Annotated in this window: 13 protein-coding genes; 9 read left to right on the top strand and 4 right to left on the bottom strand. The window is 74.2% G+C overall.

The genetic code is table 11. The annotated features are described in order from the left end of the window. Positions 1–176 precede the first annotated feature (176 nt). Positions 177–398 carry a DUF397 domain-containing protein gene (locus P3T37_RS29250; protein ID WP_280726972.1) on the bottom strand — a complete coding sequence of 74 codons (222 nt, stop codon included), beginning with the start codon at positions 396–398 and terminating at the stop codon, positions 177–179. A gap of 375 nt (positions 399–773) precedes the next feature. Between P3T37_RS29250 and P3T37_RS29245 the strand changes: the two genes are divergently transcribed. Together P3T37_RS29245 and P3T37_RS29240 are read left to right on the top strand one after the other, a co-directional pair. Continuing rightward, positions 774–1280, top strand: a complete 507-nt coding sequence (locus tag P3T37_RS29245; RefSeq protein WP_280726927.1) for a PTS fructose transporter subunit IIA — start codon at positions 774–776, stop codon at positions 1278–1280. 247 nt (positions 1281–1527) lie between these two features. After that, positions 1528–2484 (top strand): polysaccharide deacetylase family protein, encoded by a 957-nt coding sequence (locus P3T37_RS29240; RefSeq protein ID WP_280726926.1) that lies wholly within the window; start codon positions 1528–1530, stop codon positions 2482–2484. On the opposite strand, the gene P3T37_RS29235 is transcribed toward P3T37_RS29240, so the two are convergent. Continuing rightward, positions 2398–3234 (bottom strand): aspartate/glutamate racemase family protein, encoded by an 837-nt coding sequence (locus P3T37_RS29235; protein WP_280726925.1) that lies wholly within the window; start codon positions 3232–3234, stop codon positions 2398–2400. The genes P3T37_RS29240 and P3T37_RS29235 overlap by 87 nt on opposite strands. A 71-nt stretch (positions 3235–3305) precedes the next feature. On the opposite strand from P3T37_RS29235, the gene P3T37_RS29230 reads away from it, so the two are divergent. Continuing rightward, the gene (locus P3T37_RS29230) at positions 3306–4466 is read left to right on the top strand and encodes a glycosyltransferase (protein WP_280726971.1); all 1161 of its coding nucleotides are present in this window, start codon (positions 3306–3308) and stop codon (positions 4464–4466) included. Here the strand turns inward: P3T37_RS29230 and P3T37_RS29225 are convergent. Continuing rightward, positions 4463–5107 carry a thiol:disulfide interchange protein DsbA/DsbL gene (locus tag P3T37_RS29225; RefSeq protein ID WP_280726924.1) on the bottom strand — a complete coding sequence of 215 codons (645 nt, stop codon included), beginning with the start codon at positions 5105–5107 and terminating at the stop codon, positions 4463–4465. The genes P3T37_RS29230 and P3T37_RS29225 overlap by 4 nt on opposite strands. A 238-nt stretch (positions 5108–5345) precedes the next feature. Here P3T37_RS29225 and P3T37_RS29220 point away from each other — a divergent pair, with 238 nt between their 5' ends. From P3T37_RS29220 to P3T37_RS29195, 6 genes are all read left to right on the top strand, one after another. After that, positions 5346–6539, top strand: coding sequence for a glycosyltransferase family 4 protein (locus tag P3T37_RS29220; RefSeq protein ID WP_280726923.1), 1194 nt, complete (start codon positions 5346–5348; stop codon positions 6537–6539). A gap of 148 nt (positions 6540–6687) precedes the next feature. Continuing rightward, complete coding sequence (mscL, locus tag P3T37_RS29215; RefSeq protein ID WP_280726922.1) at positions 6688–7128, top strand: large conductance mechanosensitive channel protein MscL; 441 nt, start codon at positions 6688–6690, stop codon at positions 7126–7128. 263 nt (positions 7129–7391) lie between these two features. Next, on the top strand, positions 7392–8039 hold the full coding sequence (locus P3T37_RS29210) for a DUF6643 family protein (RefSeq protein ID WP_280726921.1): 648 nt from the start codon (positions 7392–7394) through the stop codon (positions 8037–8039). A gap of 127 nt (positions 8040–8166) precedes the next feature. Continuing rightward, positions 8167–9036 carry an MOSC N-terminal beta barrel domain-containing protein gene (locus P3T37_RS29205; protein ID WP_280726920.1) on the top strand — a complete coding sequence of 290 codons (870 nt, stop codon included), beginning with the start codon at positions 8167–8169 and terminating at the stop codon, positions 9034–9036. 105 nt (positions 9037–9141) lie between these two features. Beyond that, a complete protein-coding gene (locus P3T37_RS29200; RefSeq protein ID WP_280726919.1) occupies positions 9142–11544 on the top strand; it encodes a right-handed parallel beta-helix repeat-containing protein in 2403 nt (800 codons plus the stop codon). A gap of 138 nt (positions 11545–11682) precedes the next feature. Then, the gene (locus tag P3T37_RS29195; protein ID WP_280726918.1) at positions 11683–12486 is read left to right on the top strand and encodes a DeoR/GlpR family DNA-binding transcription regulator; all 804 of its coding nucleotides are present in this window, start codon (positions 11683–11685) and stop codon (positions 12484–12486) included. Between the two features lie 14 nt (positions 12487–12500). Here the strand turns inward: P3T37_RS29195 and P3T37_RS29190 are convergent, their stop codons facing one another. Further along, complete coding sequence (locus P3T37_RS29190; protein ID WP_280726917.1) at positions 12501–13589, bottom strand: helix-turn-helix domain-containing protein; 1089 nt, start codon at positions 13587–13589, stop codon at positions 12501–12503. Positions 13590–13612: the final 23 nt, after the last annotated feature.

The raw sequence follows: 13612 nt of genomic DNA, 5'->3' as shown, positions 1-13612 counted from the left end.
GCCGCCCTCCCGGCGACTGCCGGCCCTCCCGGGCCGGCTTCGGGGAACAACCTCGGGAGGAGGCCCGGCTTCGCGAGCCGGGTCACACAGCAGACGCCGTGCACGACCGCGTGGGGGCGGTCGGCACGGCGTCTGTCTGTTCTACGCGCTTCTACGCGCTCAGAGCCTGTGCGGCCCTACGTGAGGTCGAACTCGCCGTCCCGGGCGCCGAGCACGAAGGCGCGCCACTCGGCCGGGGTGAAGACCAGCACCGGCCCGTCGGGGAACCGGCCGTCCCGCATCCCGATGTAGCCGTCCACGAAGGCGATCTGCACGTCACCGTTCTTGCCGTCGCCCTGGCTGCTGGAGAGCCAGGTGGCGTCGGTCAGGTCCAGTTGGGGCTTCCGGGCGCTGGGCACGGTCTCCGAGCCCTCGACGCTCCCCTCGACGGCCTGACTGACGGCCGCACCCGCGGCCTCGTTGACGGTCTCGCTAGCGGTTTCGCTGGCACCGATGTTGGCTGACACGTTGTTGCTCCTCCCGACGATCCGGACGGCCAGGGTATCGGGGGCAGGCACCCTGGGCAGGGCACTTGGCCAGGACTCATGCTTCCTGGGGGACCCGGCCCGCTGACGCCGGCTCAGAAGTGCGGCGGATCCCGGCGCGGGCGCGGGACGGAGGCCGTGCGGTTTGCGAGAGTGGGCGGTGGGCAGTACCGGCGGCCCTTGGCGCGACCGGTTCCGCCGGGTTCCACCATGTTCCACCACGTTCCACCGAGAGAGCGGGAGCAGCCGATGGGCCACCGGGACAGCACCGACGCGGACGTCATCCCGATCCTCGACGCGCCCTCGGCGGTGCGCGTGCCGAGCCAGGCGCTGGTCCGGTCCTCCGCGCTGGGGCGGGTGGGCGTGGTGCTGGTGTCGCAGAGCCGGGACCTCGCCGAGGACGTCGCCGACCTCGCCCGGGCGGTGGCGGCGACCGACGACCCCGCCCCGGTCGCCGCCACCGGCGGCCACCCGAGCGACGGCCCGGGCACCAGCGCGCTGCTGATCGCCGCCGCGGCCCGCCGGGTGGACCAGGGGCACGGGGTCGTGGTGCTGGCCGACCTGCCGGCCGCCGTGCACACCGTGCAGGCCCTGCTCACGACGGCGGACGAGCACGGACTGCCGTTCCCCGTCCGGTTCGCCGACGCGCCGTTCGTGGAGGGCGCGGTGGCGGCGGTGCTGACCGCCACGGCCGGCGGCGACCTGGCCGCCGTGCTGGACGCTGCCGAGGAGATGTACCGGCAGGGAAAGCTGTAGGACCCCTCTCGGCTCCGGCCACCGGCGAATTCCAGCCACACTGCGTCGCCGTTCGGCTACGATCTGTGCGCGACTCGATCGGTGCGGCATACAACCATTTGTCGGGCGCGCGCGTCTTGACTGCATCGAGCGATCTCAAGCCGGTTCAGTCCGGCCGTGCCTGGAGGGAACCGTGCCGCGACCGGACACCACATCGGCGTCCCCCACCCCGCCCCCGCCCGCGAACGCGCCACCACCGTCGTCACCGTTGTCGCCGTCGATCGGAGCGGCGCGGGCCCACCTGCCGTCGACGGCGGGCGGCGCCACCGGGCGGCTGAGCCGCTGGCTGCGCTACTCCCCCGCCCAGCCGCTCTTCCGCGCCCGGGCGGCGCGCAAGTTCGCCGTCCTGGCCTACCGCCGGGTGACCGACCGCCGACGCTTTGGCGCCCAGCTGGACCGGCTCTGCCGGACGGCCGTGCCGATCTCGCTCCGCGCCCTGGAGCAGGCCGTGGCGGAGGGGCGGCCGCTGCCGCCGCGCAGCGTGCTGATCACCTTCGACGACGCCGACCGCGGGGTGCTGGAACACGCCCTGCCCGCGCTCGTCGACCGCGGGCTGCCCGCCGTCGCCTTCGTCGTCACCGAGCTGGTCGGCACCGATCTGCCGTCCTGGCAGCAGGAGGCCGCCTTCCTCACCGCGCACGGCGGACAGGCCCGCGCCCTGACGGCCGACGGCCAGGCCCGGCGGCTGGCCCAACTGGCCTCGCTGCCCGACCCGGACCGCCGCCGCAGCCTGCACGAACTGCGGGTCAGCTGCACCGCCCGGCCGCCGCGCCAGGAACGGCTGGCCCCCGAGGACCTGCGCGAGCTGGCGGCCGGCCGGGTCGCCATCGGCAGCCAGAGCCTGGGTGCGGCCGAGCTGCGCCGCTGCGACGACGCGACGGTGCGCACCGAGATCCTCTCGGCGCACCAGGCGCTGACCGGCTGGCTCGGCACCGCACCGACGGCCTTCGCCTACCCCGGCGGCGGCTACGAGCCGCGGACGGCCGAGGTGCTGCGCGAACTGGGCTACCGGCTGGGCTTCCTGAGCGACCACCGGCTCAACCGGCGACTGCCCGAACAGGCCCTGCTGGTCAGCCGGCTACGCGTGGACGCCGCCGGCGGCCGGCACCACCTGGACACCGTGCTCTCCGGCCTGGACCCGGCGCTCAGCCGCTGGCGCACTTAGCGCCCGCCCCTGGAGGTAGTGCCCGGCGGCCGCCGGGAGGGTGCCCGGGCGGCCGGACGACAGGACGGTGAGGCTGCCGGTGCCCGTGCTGGTGACGGTGGCGATCCGGCGCAGGGCCTGGGCGGCGACGGCCTCGGCCGAGCCGAAGAACACGACGGCCGGGTCGGCGGTGGGGGCGACGGCCGCCCGGATCCGCTCGGCCACCAGTTCGTAGTGCGTGCAGCCCAGCACGAGGGCGGCCGTGCCGGGCGGGGTCAGCGCCGCCGCCTCGCGGATCGCCGCGTCGATCGCCGCGTCGTCGGCCCGCTCCACGGCGTCGGCCAGGCCCGGGCAGGGCACCTCGGTGACCGCCGCGCCACTCGCGAAGTCGTTGATCAGTGCGCGCTGGTAGGCGCTGCCGGTGGTCGCCGGGGTGGCCCAGATCGCCACCGAACCGCCGCCGGCCGCGGCCGGCTTGATCGCCGGGACGGTGCCGATCACCGGCAGCCCCGGCTCCAGCTCGGCGCGCAGGGTCGTCAGCGCATGCACGGAGGCGGTGTTGCAGGCCACCACCAGGGCGTCCGGACGGTGGGCGGCCGCGGCGCGTGCGCAGGCCAGCGCGTGATCGGCGATGTCCTCGGGGGTCCGGGGGCCCCAGGGCATGCCGTCCGGGTCGTTGGTGATCACGAGATCGACGTCCGGCCGCAGGGCCCGCAGCGCGGCGGCGGCCGGGAGCAGTCCGATTCCAGAGTCCAGCAGTGCGATCTTCACAAGGGTGGACTTTAGTCGATCCGGGCGTCGCAGCCCTGGCAGCGGCCGGTCTGCGACAGACTGCCCGGGTGATGGTGCTGCTGTGGGTGAGTCTGCTGTCGGTGCTGTGCTGGGTGTGGCTGGCCTGCTTCCAGGGGTTCTTCTGGCGGACCGACGTCCGGCTGCCCGAGCGGCTCACGCCGCCGGCCTGGCCGTCGGTGGCACTGGTGGTGCCGGCCCGGGACGAGGCCGAGGTGCTGCCGCTGAGCCTGCCGGGGCTGCTGGCGCAGCGGTATCCCGGCAGCGCCCGGGTGATCCTGGTGGACGACCACAGCACGGACGGGACGGCGCGCGTCGCCCGCGAGCTGAGCGCCGGCACTGCCACCGGCGCACTCCCGCTCACCGTCAGCACGCCCCCTCCGCTGCCGCCGGGGTGGACCGGGAAACTCTGGGCGGTGCGGCACGGCGTCGAACTGGCCGGGGACGTCGACTACCTGCTGCTCACCGACGCCGATATCGCGCACGGACCCGAGACGCTGGCCGCGCTGGTGGCCGCCGCCGAGACGCAGCACCTGGACCTGGTCTCCCAGATGGCCCGGCTGCGCACCGAGACCGGCTGGGAGCGCCTGATCGTCCCGGCCTTCGTCTACTTCTTCGCCCAGCTGTACCCCTTCCGGCGCAGCAACCGCCCCGGCAGCCGGACCGCGGCGGCCGCCGGCGGCTGCTCGCTGGTGCGCCGCGAGGCCCTGGAACGTGCGGGCGGGATCGCGGCGATCCGCGGCGCGGTGATCGACGACGTGTCACTCGCCCGTGCGGTCAAGCGCAGCGGCGGGCGCACCTGGCTCGGCCTGGCCGAGCACACCGCCGCCCTGCGGGTGGACAGCGTGCGCCCCTACCCGGGCCTCGGCCCGCTCTGGCGGATGGTCTCGCGCAGCGCGTACGCGCAGCTGCGGCACTCGCTCCCGCTGCTGGTCGGCACGGTGCTCGGGCTGACGCTGGTCTACCTGGTGCCCCCGGTCGCGGCGATCACCGGCCTGGCGGCCGGCGACCTGCCGCTGCTGGCCGCCGGCGCCGCCGGCTGGGCCCTGATGGCCGGGACGTACCTGCCGATGGTGCGGTACTACGGTCGGCCCGCCCCGGCGGCGGCCCTGCTGCCGTTCACCGCGCTGCTCTACCTGCTGATGACGGTGGACTCGGCGGTGCAGCACTGGCGCGGTCGCGGCGCGGCCTGGAAGGGGCGCACCTACACCTAGTGGTGCTGGAGGAGGTCGTCCAGCACGGCGGGCATCCTGTCCACGCCGCCGGCCTGGGTCGGCCCGGTGCGGTAGCTGCCCTGGACGACCAGGCTGGGCAGTTCGGTGACCTCGTAGCGCGCCAGCTCCTTCGACGCCTGCGCGGTCTCGCGGCCGACCACGTCGGACTCGTAGGCGGCGCGGAACCGCTGCACGTCCACCTGCTGCCCGGCCGCCCAGCCGGCGGCGAGGTCCTCGGTGGTGAGGTCGAGGCCCTCGGCCTGGACGGCGTGGAAGACGGCGAGTTGCAGGCGGTCCACCTCGCCGAGCCGGTCGAGTGTGTAGAAGAGGCGGGCGTGGGCCCGCTGGACGTCCTGGTCGGCGTTGTCGGACCAGACGGCGGGGATCCGGTGCAGCACCACGTCGCTCGGCCGGTGCGCGGCCCAGGACTCCAGCGGCTGCTCCAGCAGTCGCGAGTGCTCGCAGCCGTACCAGAAGACCTCGACCACCTCGCGGTGGGCCGGATCGGCCACCGGTTGCGGGTGCTGGAGGCGCACGTACGGGTCGCTCGCCGCCGCAGCCGCCGACCCCGGTGTCGAGGCCACCCCGAGGGTCAGACCGGCGGAGACGAGCAGGGCTGCGATGCGGAAGACGGACCTCATGGGGACAGCGTGTCAGTTCCGTGGCCGCCGGGGCCGGTTGCGCGCCGCGAAGTCCCCCGAACGGCGCAACAGAAGTTGCGCGCCGGCGCACGCCTGTGCGGCCCGGAGTGAGGTCCAGACCTCTGCCCTCAGGACACCTTCCGCCGTGGATTCCCTGGCGGGAGAGCCGTCCGGGCTGCGATGCTAGGCCCCGGGCACGGGCCGGCATGGGAGGCCGACCACGTGCCACGTCAGGGGGATGAGTCGGATGCATGTGCTCTACGTGATCGACAGCCTCAACCGGGTGGGCGGCGCCGAGCAGGGACTGCTGGCGCTGGCACCGCAGTTGGTGCGCTCGGGCATCAGGCTGGACGTCGCGTACCTGACGGCGTCCCCGGACGGGATCCAGCCGGAGCTGACCGCCGCGGGCGCCACGGTCTTCGGCGTGCACCACCGCGGCCGGGGCCGGACCGCCGCCGCGCTGCGCGCGCTGGTCCGCGAGCGGCGCCCCGATCTGGTGCACACCACCCTGTACGAGTCGGACGTGCTGGGCCGGGCCGCGGCGCTGGCCGCCCACACGCCGGTGGTCTCCAGCCTGGTCGACTCCGCCTACGGGCCCGAGCACCTGCACGCGCGCGGGCTGAGCCCGTGGCGGGTGCGGGCCGCGCAGGCGGTGGACGCCGCGACCGCGCAGGGCACCCGCCGCTTCCACGCGCTGACCCGGCACGTGGCGGGCGCGATGGCGGGCCGGCTGCGGATCCCGGCCGGCCGGATCGACGTGGTACCGGCCGGGCGCGACCCGGAACTGCTGGGCACCGTCACCGCCGAGCGGCGGGCGGCCGTGCGGGCCGGGCTCGACCTGCCGCCGGACACCCCGATCGTCCTGGCGGCGGCGCGCCAGGTGTACCAGAAGGGGCTCGACGTGCTGCTCACCGCCTGGCCGCGGGTGCTGCGCGGCACGCCGGGAGCCGTGCTGCTGCTGGCCGGGGATCCGGGGCCGGAGAGCGAGCGGCTGCACGCGCTGGCCGCGGCCGCCGGCGGGCCCGCGCGGGTGCGGTTCCTCGGGCCGCGCGGCGACGTCTTCGACCTGATGGCCGCGGCCGACGTGTTCACCGTGCCGTCCCGCTGGGAGGGCCTGGGCAGCGCCGCGATGGAGGCGATGGGCGTCGGCGTGCCGCTGGTCTGCTCCGACGTTCCCGCGCTGCGCGAGACCGTGCGCTCGGAGGACTACGCGGTGCTGGTGCCGCCCGAGTCCCCCGAGCGGCTGGCCGCCGCGCTGAACGCGGTGCTCGCCGACCCGGGCGGCTCGACCGGCCGGGTGCAGGCGGCCAGGGCACGCTTTCTGACCAACTTCACGCTGCACCAGGTCACCGCGCAGATGGTGGACTTCTACGAGCGCTCGCTCGACTCCCGGCGGGCAACGGCGGCACAGGTGCGTGCACGGACGCTCTGATCCCACCCCTGATGGATCGTCAACTTCGGTTTCCCGGTTAGCCGAAGCGGGTGAGGCGGGTTGGACCGCGCTGCCTCCGGTTGGCCAGGATGGCGGACCGAGGGGGTGAGGTCATCACCCCCCGTCGATCCATCTGGAGTTCAGCGCCGTGTTCAAGGGCTTCCGCAGCTTTCTGCTGCGCGGAAACGTAGTAGACCTGGCCGTCGGTATCGTCATCGGTGCGGCCTTCACCGCCGTCGTCACCGGCTTCGTCACGGCGTTCCTGACGCCATTGATCGGCGTCGCGACCGGCACCATCGGCGACTTCACCCAGAAGACCTTCGAGGTCGGCGGCACCGCCTTCCCGTACGGCGCGTTCCTCAACGCGCTGATCAGCTTCCTGCTGATCGCCGCGGTGATCTACTTCGCCGTCGTCCTGCCGGTCGGCAAGCTGCAGGCCCGCTTCGAGACCAAGCCCGCCGAGCAGCCGAAGGCCGACTGCCCCCAGTGCCTGAGTCGCATTCCGGCCGCGGCCGTCCGCTGCTCGTTCTGCACCTCCGAGCTGACCCCGCTGCCGGGGTTCCCCGCGCAGGCGCTGCAGAACAGCTGACCTGGTGATTCATCCAAACGGGTGAGCCGGGACACGGCAGAGCGATGCCGTGGTCGGTGATGAGGCCAGCTTAGGCCACGTTGGGCCCCCCGGAACCCGGGGGGGCTCAGCTGTTCTCGGGGTCCGAACGACCGGAAATCGTCCGCGAAATGCCCGATATTTCGACATTTGGGGTCTTTGCGCGAGCGAAGACTGTGTAAACACTCGAACTGCAGCCCCCTCACACTCCTCAAGTGCCACATTCTGGGCTTACGGTATGCCCCATGACCTCGCCCCGCTCCTACGACGGAGTCGGCTACTACGCTCCGTCCTTTTCGTCGGGCACGCCCATCTACGACAGCTTGGTCGCAGAGCGCGGAGTCCCCCAGATCGCGCCGATCAACGTGCCGGCCGCGCTACCCCCGGCCCCCTACCAACCCGCCCCGGGCTTCGGCTCGGCGCTGGAGAGCACCAGCCTGCTGCCGGCCCTGCCGCCGGCCCGGCTCGCTCTGGGACCGGGTACCGGCACCGGCAGTACGTACCCGGCTCCTTCGTACGCCACGCCGCAGCCCCCGGTGCCCGGTTACGGCGGCCAGCCGTACCTGCCCGGACCGCGCGTGCCCGCCCAGCAGCCGCAGCAGGGCTACGCCTCGCCGCAACCCTGGGACACCCAGGGCGGGTTCCGCCCCTCACCGCCGGCCCCGGTGGCGCCCGTCCGCCCGGTGCCGCCGCCGCAGTTCTTCCAGCAGCCCGGCCAGCCCTCCCAGCAGCAGCCCCCGCAACAGCAGTACGCGCAGGGGCAGTTCGGCCAGAGCCAGTTCGGCCAGGGGCAGTTCGGGCAGGGCCAGTTCAACCAGCAGGGCCAGCAGGGGTACCAGCAACAGCAGCAGTACGGCCAGCAGGCGCAGCCCCATCAGGGGCAGGCTTACTGACCGAAGGGATCGAGGGGGGATCGGTCATCCACGGGCCGTCCGGAGCACCGCAGTACGGTGTTCCGGGCGGCCCGTGCGCGTACCCCCGACCCCGGACGCACCGGCCGGAGCCTGGCAGGATGACGGTATGCCTCTCCTCACCGGTCTGCACCGCTACCCCGTCAAGTCGATGTACCGGCAGAACCCCGCCGCCGCCACCGTCGAGCCCTGGGGCCTGACCGGCGACCGGCGCTGGATGCTCGCCGGCCAGGACGGCAAGGCCATCACCCAGCGCGACGCACCCTCGCTGGCCCGGTTCCGCACCGGGTTCGACGAGGACGGCGCCCTCCTGGTGACCTCCCCCGAGGGCGACCGGCTGCGCGTCCCGGCTCCCTCCGGCGCGGCTCAGCCCGCCGTCGGCGACGTCTTCGGCTCCCGGTTCGCCGCCGCCGAGGCCGAGGAGAAGGCCCGGCTCTGGTTCGCCGAGCGCCTCCCGGAGCGGCTGGCGCACGTCCGCCTGCTGCACCTGGACGACCCGCTGGCCCGGCCGGTCAACGAGAACTTCTCCGCACCCGGGGACACCGTCAGCATGGCCGACGGGTTCCCGCTGCTCGCCACCAGCACGGCCTCGCTGGCCGCGCTCAACACCTGGATGACCGCCAAGGGCGCGCCGGCCCTGCCGATGGAGCGGTTCCGCCCCAACCTGGTGGTCGACGGCACCGAGGAGTGGGAGGAGGACGGCTGGCGGCGGGTGGCGATAGGCGAGCTCACCTTCCGGGCCGTCAAGCTCTGCGGCCGCTGCGTGGTCACCACCACCGACCAGGAGACCGGCGAGCGCCAGGGCCCCGAACCGCTCGCCTCGCTGGCCGAGCACCACCGCCTGGACAAGAAGGCCGCGTTCGGCGTCAACCTGATCCCCGAACGCCCCACCGGGGTGACCGGCGACATCCTGGGCACCGTCCGGGTGGGAGACCAGGTCACCGTACTGGAGCGCGGGGAACGGCTGCCCGCCGCCTGACGTCCTGCTGCATGAAAGATCGGCTGGCACGGGCGCGTCGCGGAGCGCGCTACGGTGGGCCGACTACGGGTGGCGAGCGGCAGAGGGCGAGGGCGACGGAGCGTCATGGGTGAGCACAGAGTCCGGGTCACGCAGGACAGCGGCTCGCGCTGGCGGCGTCGCGCCGGGGAGTACGAGACGCTGGCCGAGGCGCTGGCCGCCGCCGAGCCGGGCGACACCCTCACGCTGCGCCCCGGGGTGTTCCGGGAGAACGTCGTCCTGGACAAGCCCGTCACCCTGCAGCCCGCCGAAGGCCCCGGCACCGTACGCCTGGACCCGCCCTCCGGCGTCACGCTCACCATCACCGCGGCCGCCACCGTGCGCGACCTGCTGATCGAGGGCTACGACAGTTCGGCCGCCGCCGTCCTGGTCACCGGCCCGGAGGCCACCGCCCGGCTGACCGGCTGCCGGGTGGACACCCACTCCGCCGTCGGCATCGAGGTGGACGACCGGGCCGACCCCGTGCTGTCGGGCTGCACGGTGGCCAACCCGGCGGGCCTCGGCCTGCGCCTGCGCGGCGGGGCGAGCGCCGCCTTCGAGGAGTGCGAGGTCTCCGCCGCCGGCCAGGCCGGACTCGCCGTCCTGGAGGGCGCGAGCGCGCGGCTGACCCGCTGCCGGCTGCACCACGCTGCCGGCGCCGGCGTACTGCTCACCGACGCCGGCAGCCGGGCCGAGCTGACGGGGTGTGAGATCTACGAGATCCGCGGCAGCGGGGTGCAGGCCGAGTCCAAGTCGGTCGGCCGGCTGACGGAGTGCGAGATCCACCGGGTCACCGGCAACGGCCTGACATTGGACACCGAGGCCGAACTGACGCTGGTCGGCTGCCGGTTGCACGATCTGCCGGAGAACGCCGCCGACCTGCGCGGCCGTTCGCTGCTGACACTGGAACAGACCAACATCCGGGCCTTCGGCCGGGGCGCGCTCTCGGTCTGGGACCCGGGCACCCGGGCCGAGGCCACCGGATGCGAGATCGAGGACAGCACCGGGGACTACCCGGCGATCTGGGTCAGCGACGGCGCGCAGCTCACGCTGGCCGACTGCTCGCTGCACGACCTGCCCGACGCGCTCTTCGTGCTGGACCGGGACTCCCGGGCCACCGTGACCGACACCTCGTTCAGCCGGATCCGCAGCTCGGCGGTCTCGGTCAGCTCGGGCGCCTCGGTCGCGCTGGAGCGCTGCCGGGTGCAGCAGGCCGGGACCGGGATGTGGTTCCGCGACCACGGCAGCGGCGGGCTGCTGACGGGCTGTGAGATCTCCGACGTGGCGACCGGGGTGATCGTCACCAAGGGCGCCGACCCGGTGCTGCGCGACTGCGTGGTGCGCGGCAGTGCGGAGGCCGCGGTCTACGTCTCGGCCCAGGGGCGCGGCAGTTTCGAGGACTGCCGGGTGACCCAGGGCAACGGCTTCGGGTTCCACATCATCGACGGCTGCCGCAGCGCGCTGACCCGCTGCCGGGCCGAACAGAACGCCCGGGCGGGCTTCGAGTTCTCCGAGCCGGGCCCGGTGGTGGAGGCCTGCACCTCGGACGACATCGCGCCCAGCGCGCCGGCGTCCGAGACCCTCCCGGCGCCGCGCACGGCCCAGCTGACCAGCACGCCCGCGCTCGCGCCGCTGGCCCAGATCGCGCCGATCCCGGACTGCCGCCCGGCCGACGAGGCACTGGCCGAACTGGACGCGCTGATCGGCCTGGCCACCGTGAAGCAGGAGGTGCGCACCCTGATCGACCTGATCGCGGTCGGCCGCCGCCGCCGGCAGGCCGGTCTCAAGGCGCCCTCGCTGCGGCGGCACCTGGTCTTCACCGGCTCCCCCGGCACCGGCAAGACCACGGTGGCCCGGCTCTACGGTGAGATCCTCGCCTCACTGGGGGTGCTCCAGCGCGGGCACCTGGTGGAGGTGGCCCGGGTGGACCTGGTCGGCGAGCACATCGGCTCCACCGCGATCCGTACCCAGGCCGCGTTCGACCAGGCCAGAGGCGGTGTGCTGTTCATCGACGAGGCGTACGCGCTGGCCCCCGAGGACGGCGCCCGGGACTTCGGGCGGGAGGCGATCGACACCCTGGTCAAGCTCATGGAGGACCACCGCGACGAGGTGGTGGTGATCGTCGCCGGCTACACCGCCGAGATGGAGCGCTTCCTCTCCGCCAACCCCGGTGTCTCCTCGCGCTTCTCACGCACCGTCGCGTTCCCCGACTACTCGGACGCCGAGCTGCTGGAGATCGCCCGCACCCAGTGCCTGGAGCACGAGTACGAGCTCGCCGAGACGACCGCGGAGGCGCTGCTCGGCCACTTCTCCACGCTGCACCGGGGGCCCAACTTCGGTAACGGGCGCACTGCTCGGCAGGTCTTCGAGACCATGGTGGAGCGGCACGCGATGCGGGTGGCCCAGCTGCCCGACCCCTCCACGCAGGACCTCCAGCTGCTGGTTCCCGCCGACCTTCCGCTGCCTCTTCCGCTCCCCAGGAACTCCTGACCGGAGCCGCCACGTTGGACCGCGGGGTCCGCCGGGCGCCGGATACCGGGCTGATCTTCGTCCGAGTGTCCCGGTGCCCGGTCCGATCGTGGCAGGATGGGCTGAACGGTTGGATCACTGAGAGGCGGGGCGGCGTACGTGGCCGACAACAGCAACCTGCTCGCCGAGCAGCGCCGGGCGATGATCCTGGACGAGGTGCGCCGGCGCGGTGGCGTGCGGGTCAACGAACTGACCCGGCGGCTGAACGTGTCGGACATGACGATCCGCCGTGACCTCGACGCGCTGGCGAAGATCGGCGCGATCGAGAAGGTGCACGGCGGCGCGGTGCCGGTCGAAGAGGCCCGCACGCACGAGCCCGGGTTCGAGGCGAAGTCGTCGCTGGAGCTGTCCGCCAAGGAGGAGATCGCCCGCGCGGCGGCCGCCCTGGTGACGCCCGGCAGCGCGATCGCGCTCTCCGGTGGCACCACCACCTTCGCGCTGGCCCAGCACCTCACCCAGGTGGGGCAGCTGACCGTGGTGACCAACTCGGTGCGGGTCGCCGACGTCTTCGAGCGGGCCAAGCAGCAGGGCGAGGGGGTCGGCAGCACCGTGGTGCTGACCGGCGGCGTCCGGACGCCGTCCGACTCGCTGGTCGGGCCGGTCGCGGACCGGGCGATCCGCTCGCTCCACTTCGACCTGCTCTTCCTCGGCACCCACGGGCTCTCCCCGGAGGCCGGGCTCTCCACGCCGAACCTCGCCGAGGCGGAGACCAACCGGAACTTCGTGGCCTCCGCCCGCCGCGTGGTGGTCGTGGCCGACCACACCAAGTGGGCCACCGTGGGGCTCTCCACCTTCGCCGAGTTGGCCGAGGTGGACACCTGGGTGACCGACGCGATGCTCCCGGCCGAGGCCGCCGAGACCGCTCGCGAGTACGTGCGCGAGCTGGTGCTGGCCGGCTCCTGAGCCATTCCGGCGGGTCAGGGCAGCGGGCCGCTGAGGTGGATCCGGTGCAGGGCCAGCGCCAGGGCCAGGCGCGAGCGGCCGGGCGCGGTGCTCAGCGGGTAGTCCAGCGCCGCCTCCAGCGACGGCAGCCGCGCCTGGAGCGTCGAGTGGTGGACGTGCAGGGCGGCGGCCGCCTGGCGCAGGCTGCTCTGCTCGGCCAGGACGGTGAGCGTCTCCAGCGAGCCCGGCGCCGCGCCCTCGGCCGCTCGCAGGGCCCGGACATCGTCGATCAACGCGTCGGGGGCCGCCAGCCGTTCGGCGAGCAGGGCCAGGCCGCCGAGGTCGTCGTGGCGCAGGTGCCGGGGGCCGGGGCGGGGCTGCGTCCCGTCCGCGGTGAGGCGCAGTGCGGCGACCGCTCCGGCCCAGGATCTCGGCAGGTCGGCGACCGTGCCGGCAGGGCCGAGGCCGGTGCGGAAGGCGAGGTCCGGCCACGGGACGTGGCAGCCGACGGCGGGCACGATCGCCGCGGTCACCCGGCCGATCCGGGCGCTCCAGCGGGTGAGCACCGGGTTCTCGAACGCCATCGGCCGGTCGGAGCGGGGTTCCTCGCCGAGCGGCGCGAGCGCGGCCACGGCCCGGACCCGCAGGTCGGCGGGGATGGTGAGGCGGCGCGCGGCGCGGGCCCGGACGACCGGGTCGGTGCCGGGGGTGAGCAGCGTCTCGACCCCGGCCGGATCCCAGGCGGGCGCCCGGCCGCGGGTCCGGTCCAGCACGATGCCGACGCCGGCGGCCAGCCGTTCGAGGATGATGGCGTCGACGCGCGCCGACTCGCCCGTACGTTCGATCCAGACGTGTCCGTCGGCCGTGTCAGCCAGCCGTACGGAGGGCCAGGTCCGGTCCGCCGGGCCGGGATCGAGGCGATGTCCGTCGGGGTGGATGCGCAGGTGGACGTGGCGGTCCGGGTCGTGCAGGCCGGCCGGGCAGCCGGTGAGGACGGCGGCGGCGCGGACGAACGGGTCCAAGCCCGCCCGGGCCGCCACCAGGGCGTCGAAGTACGCGATCACCCGCACCGCGCTCTCGGCGGCCGGGTCGACCGCCGAGAGGCGTTCCAGCAGTTCCTCCACGCCGTCCTCCTTCGCTCGTCGAC

It is taken from the genome of Kitasatospora sp. MAA4 (assembly GCF_029893355.1).
Classification (GTDB): Bacteria; Actinomycetota; Actinomycetes; order Streptomycetales; family Streptomycetaceae; genus Kitasatospora.
This window is presented reverse-complemented; position numbering and strand designations above follow the sequence as displayed.

What these genes read in the sequence shown, in the direction of transcription:
- P3T37_RS29245 (WP_280726927.1), top strand. Translation starts at nt 774, where the DNA reads ATGGGCCACCGGGACAGCACCGACGCGGACGTCATCCCGATCCTCGAC.
- P3T37_RS29230 (WP_280726971.1), top strand. Translation starts at nt 3,306, where the DNA reads ATGGTGCTGCTGTGGGTGAGTCTGCTGTCGGTGCTGTGCTGGGTGTGG.
- P3T37_RS29225 (WP_280726924.1), bottom strand. Translation starts at nt 5,107, where the DNA reads ATGAGGTCCGTCTTCCGCATCGCAGCCCTGCTCGTCTCCGCCGGTCTG.
- P3T37_RS29220 (WP_280726923.1), top strand. Translation starts at nt 5,346, where the DNA reads ATGAGTCGGATGCATGTGCTCTACGTGATCGACAGCCTCAACCGGGTG.
- P3T37_RS29210 (WP_280726921.1), top strand. Translation starts at nt 7,392, where the DNA reads ATGACCTCGCCCCGCTCCTACGACGGAGTCGGCTACTACGCTCCGTCC.
- P3T37_RS29205 (WP_280726920.1), top strand. Translation starts at nt 8,167, where the DNA reads ATGCCTCTCCTCACCGGTCTGCACCGCTACCCCGTCAAGTCGATGTAC.
- P3T37_RS29200 (WP_280726919.1), top strand. Translation starts at nt 9,142, where the DNA reads ATGGGTGAGCACAGAGTCCGGGTCACGCAGGACAGCGGCTCGCGCTGG.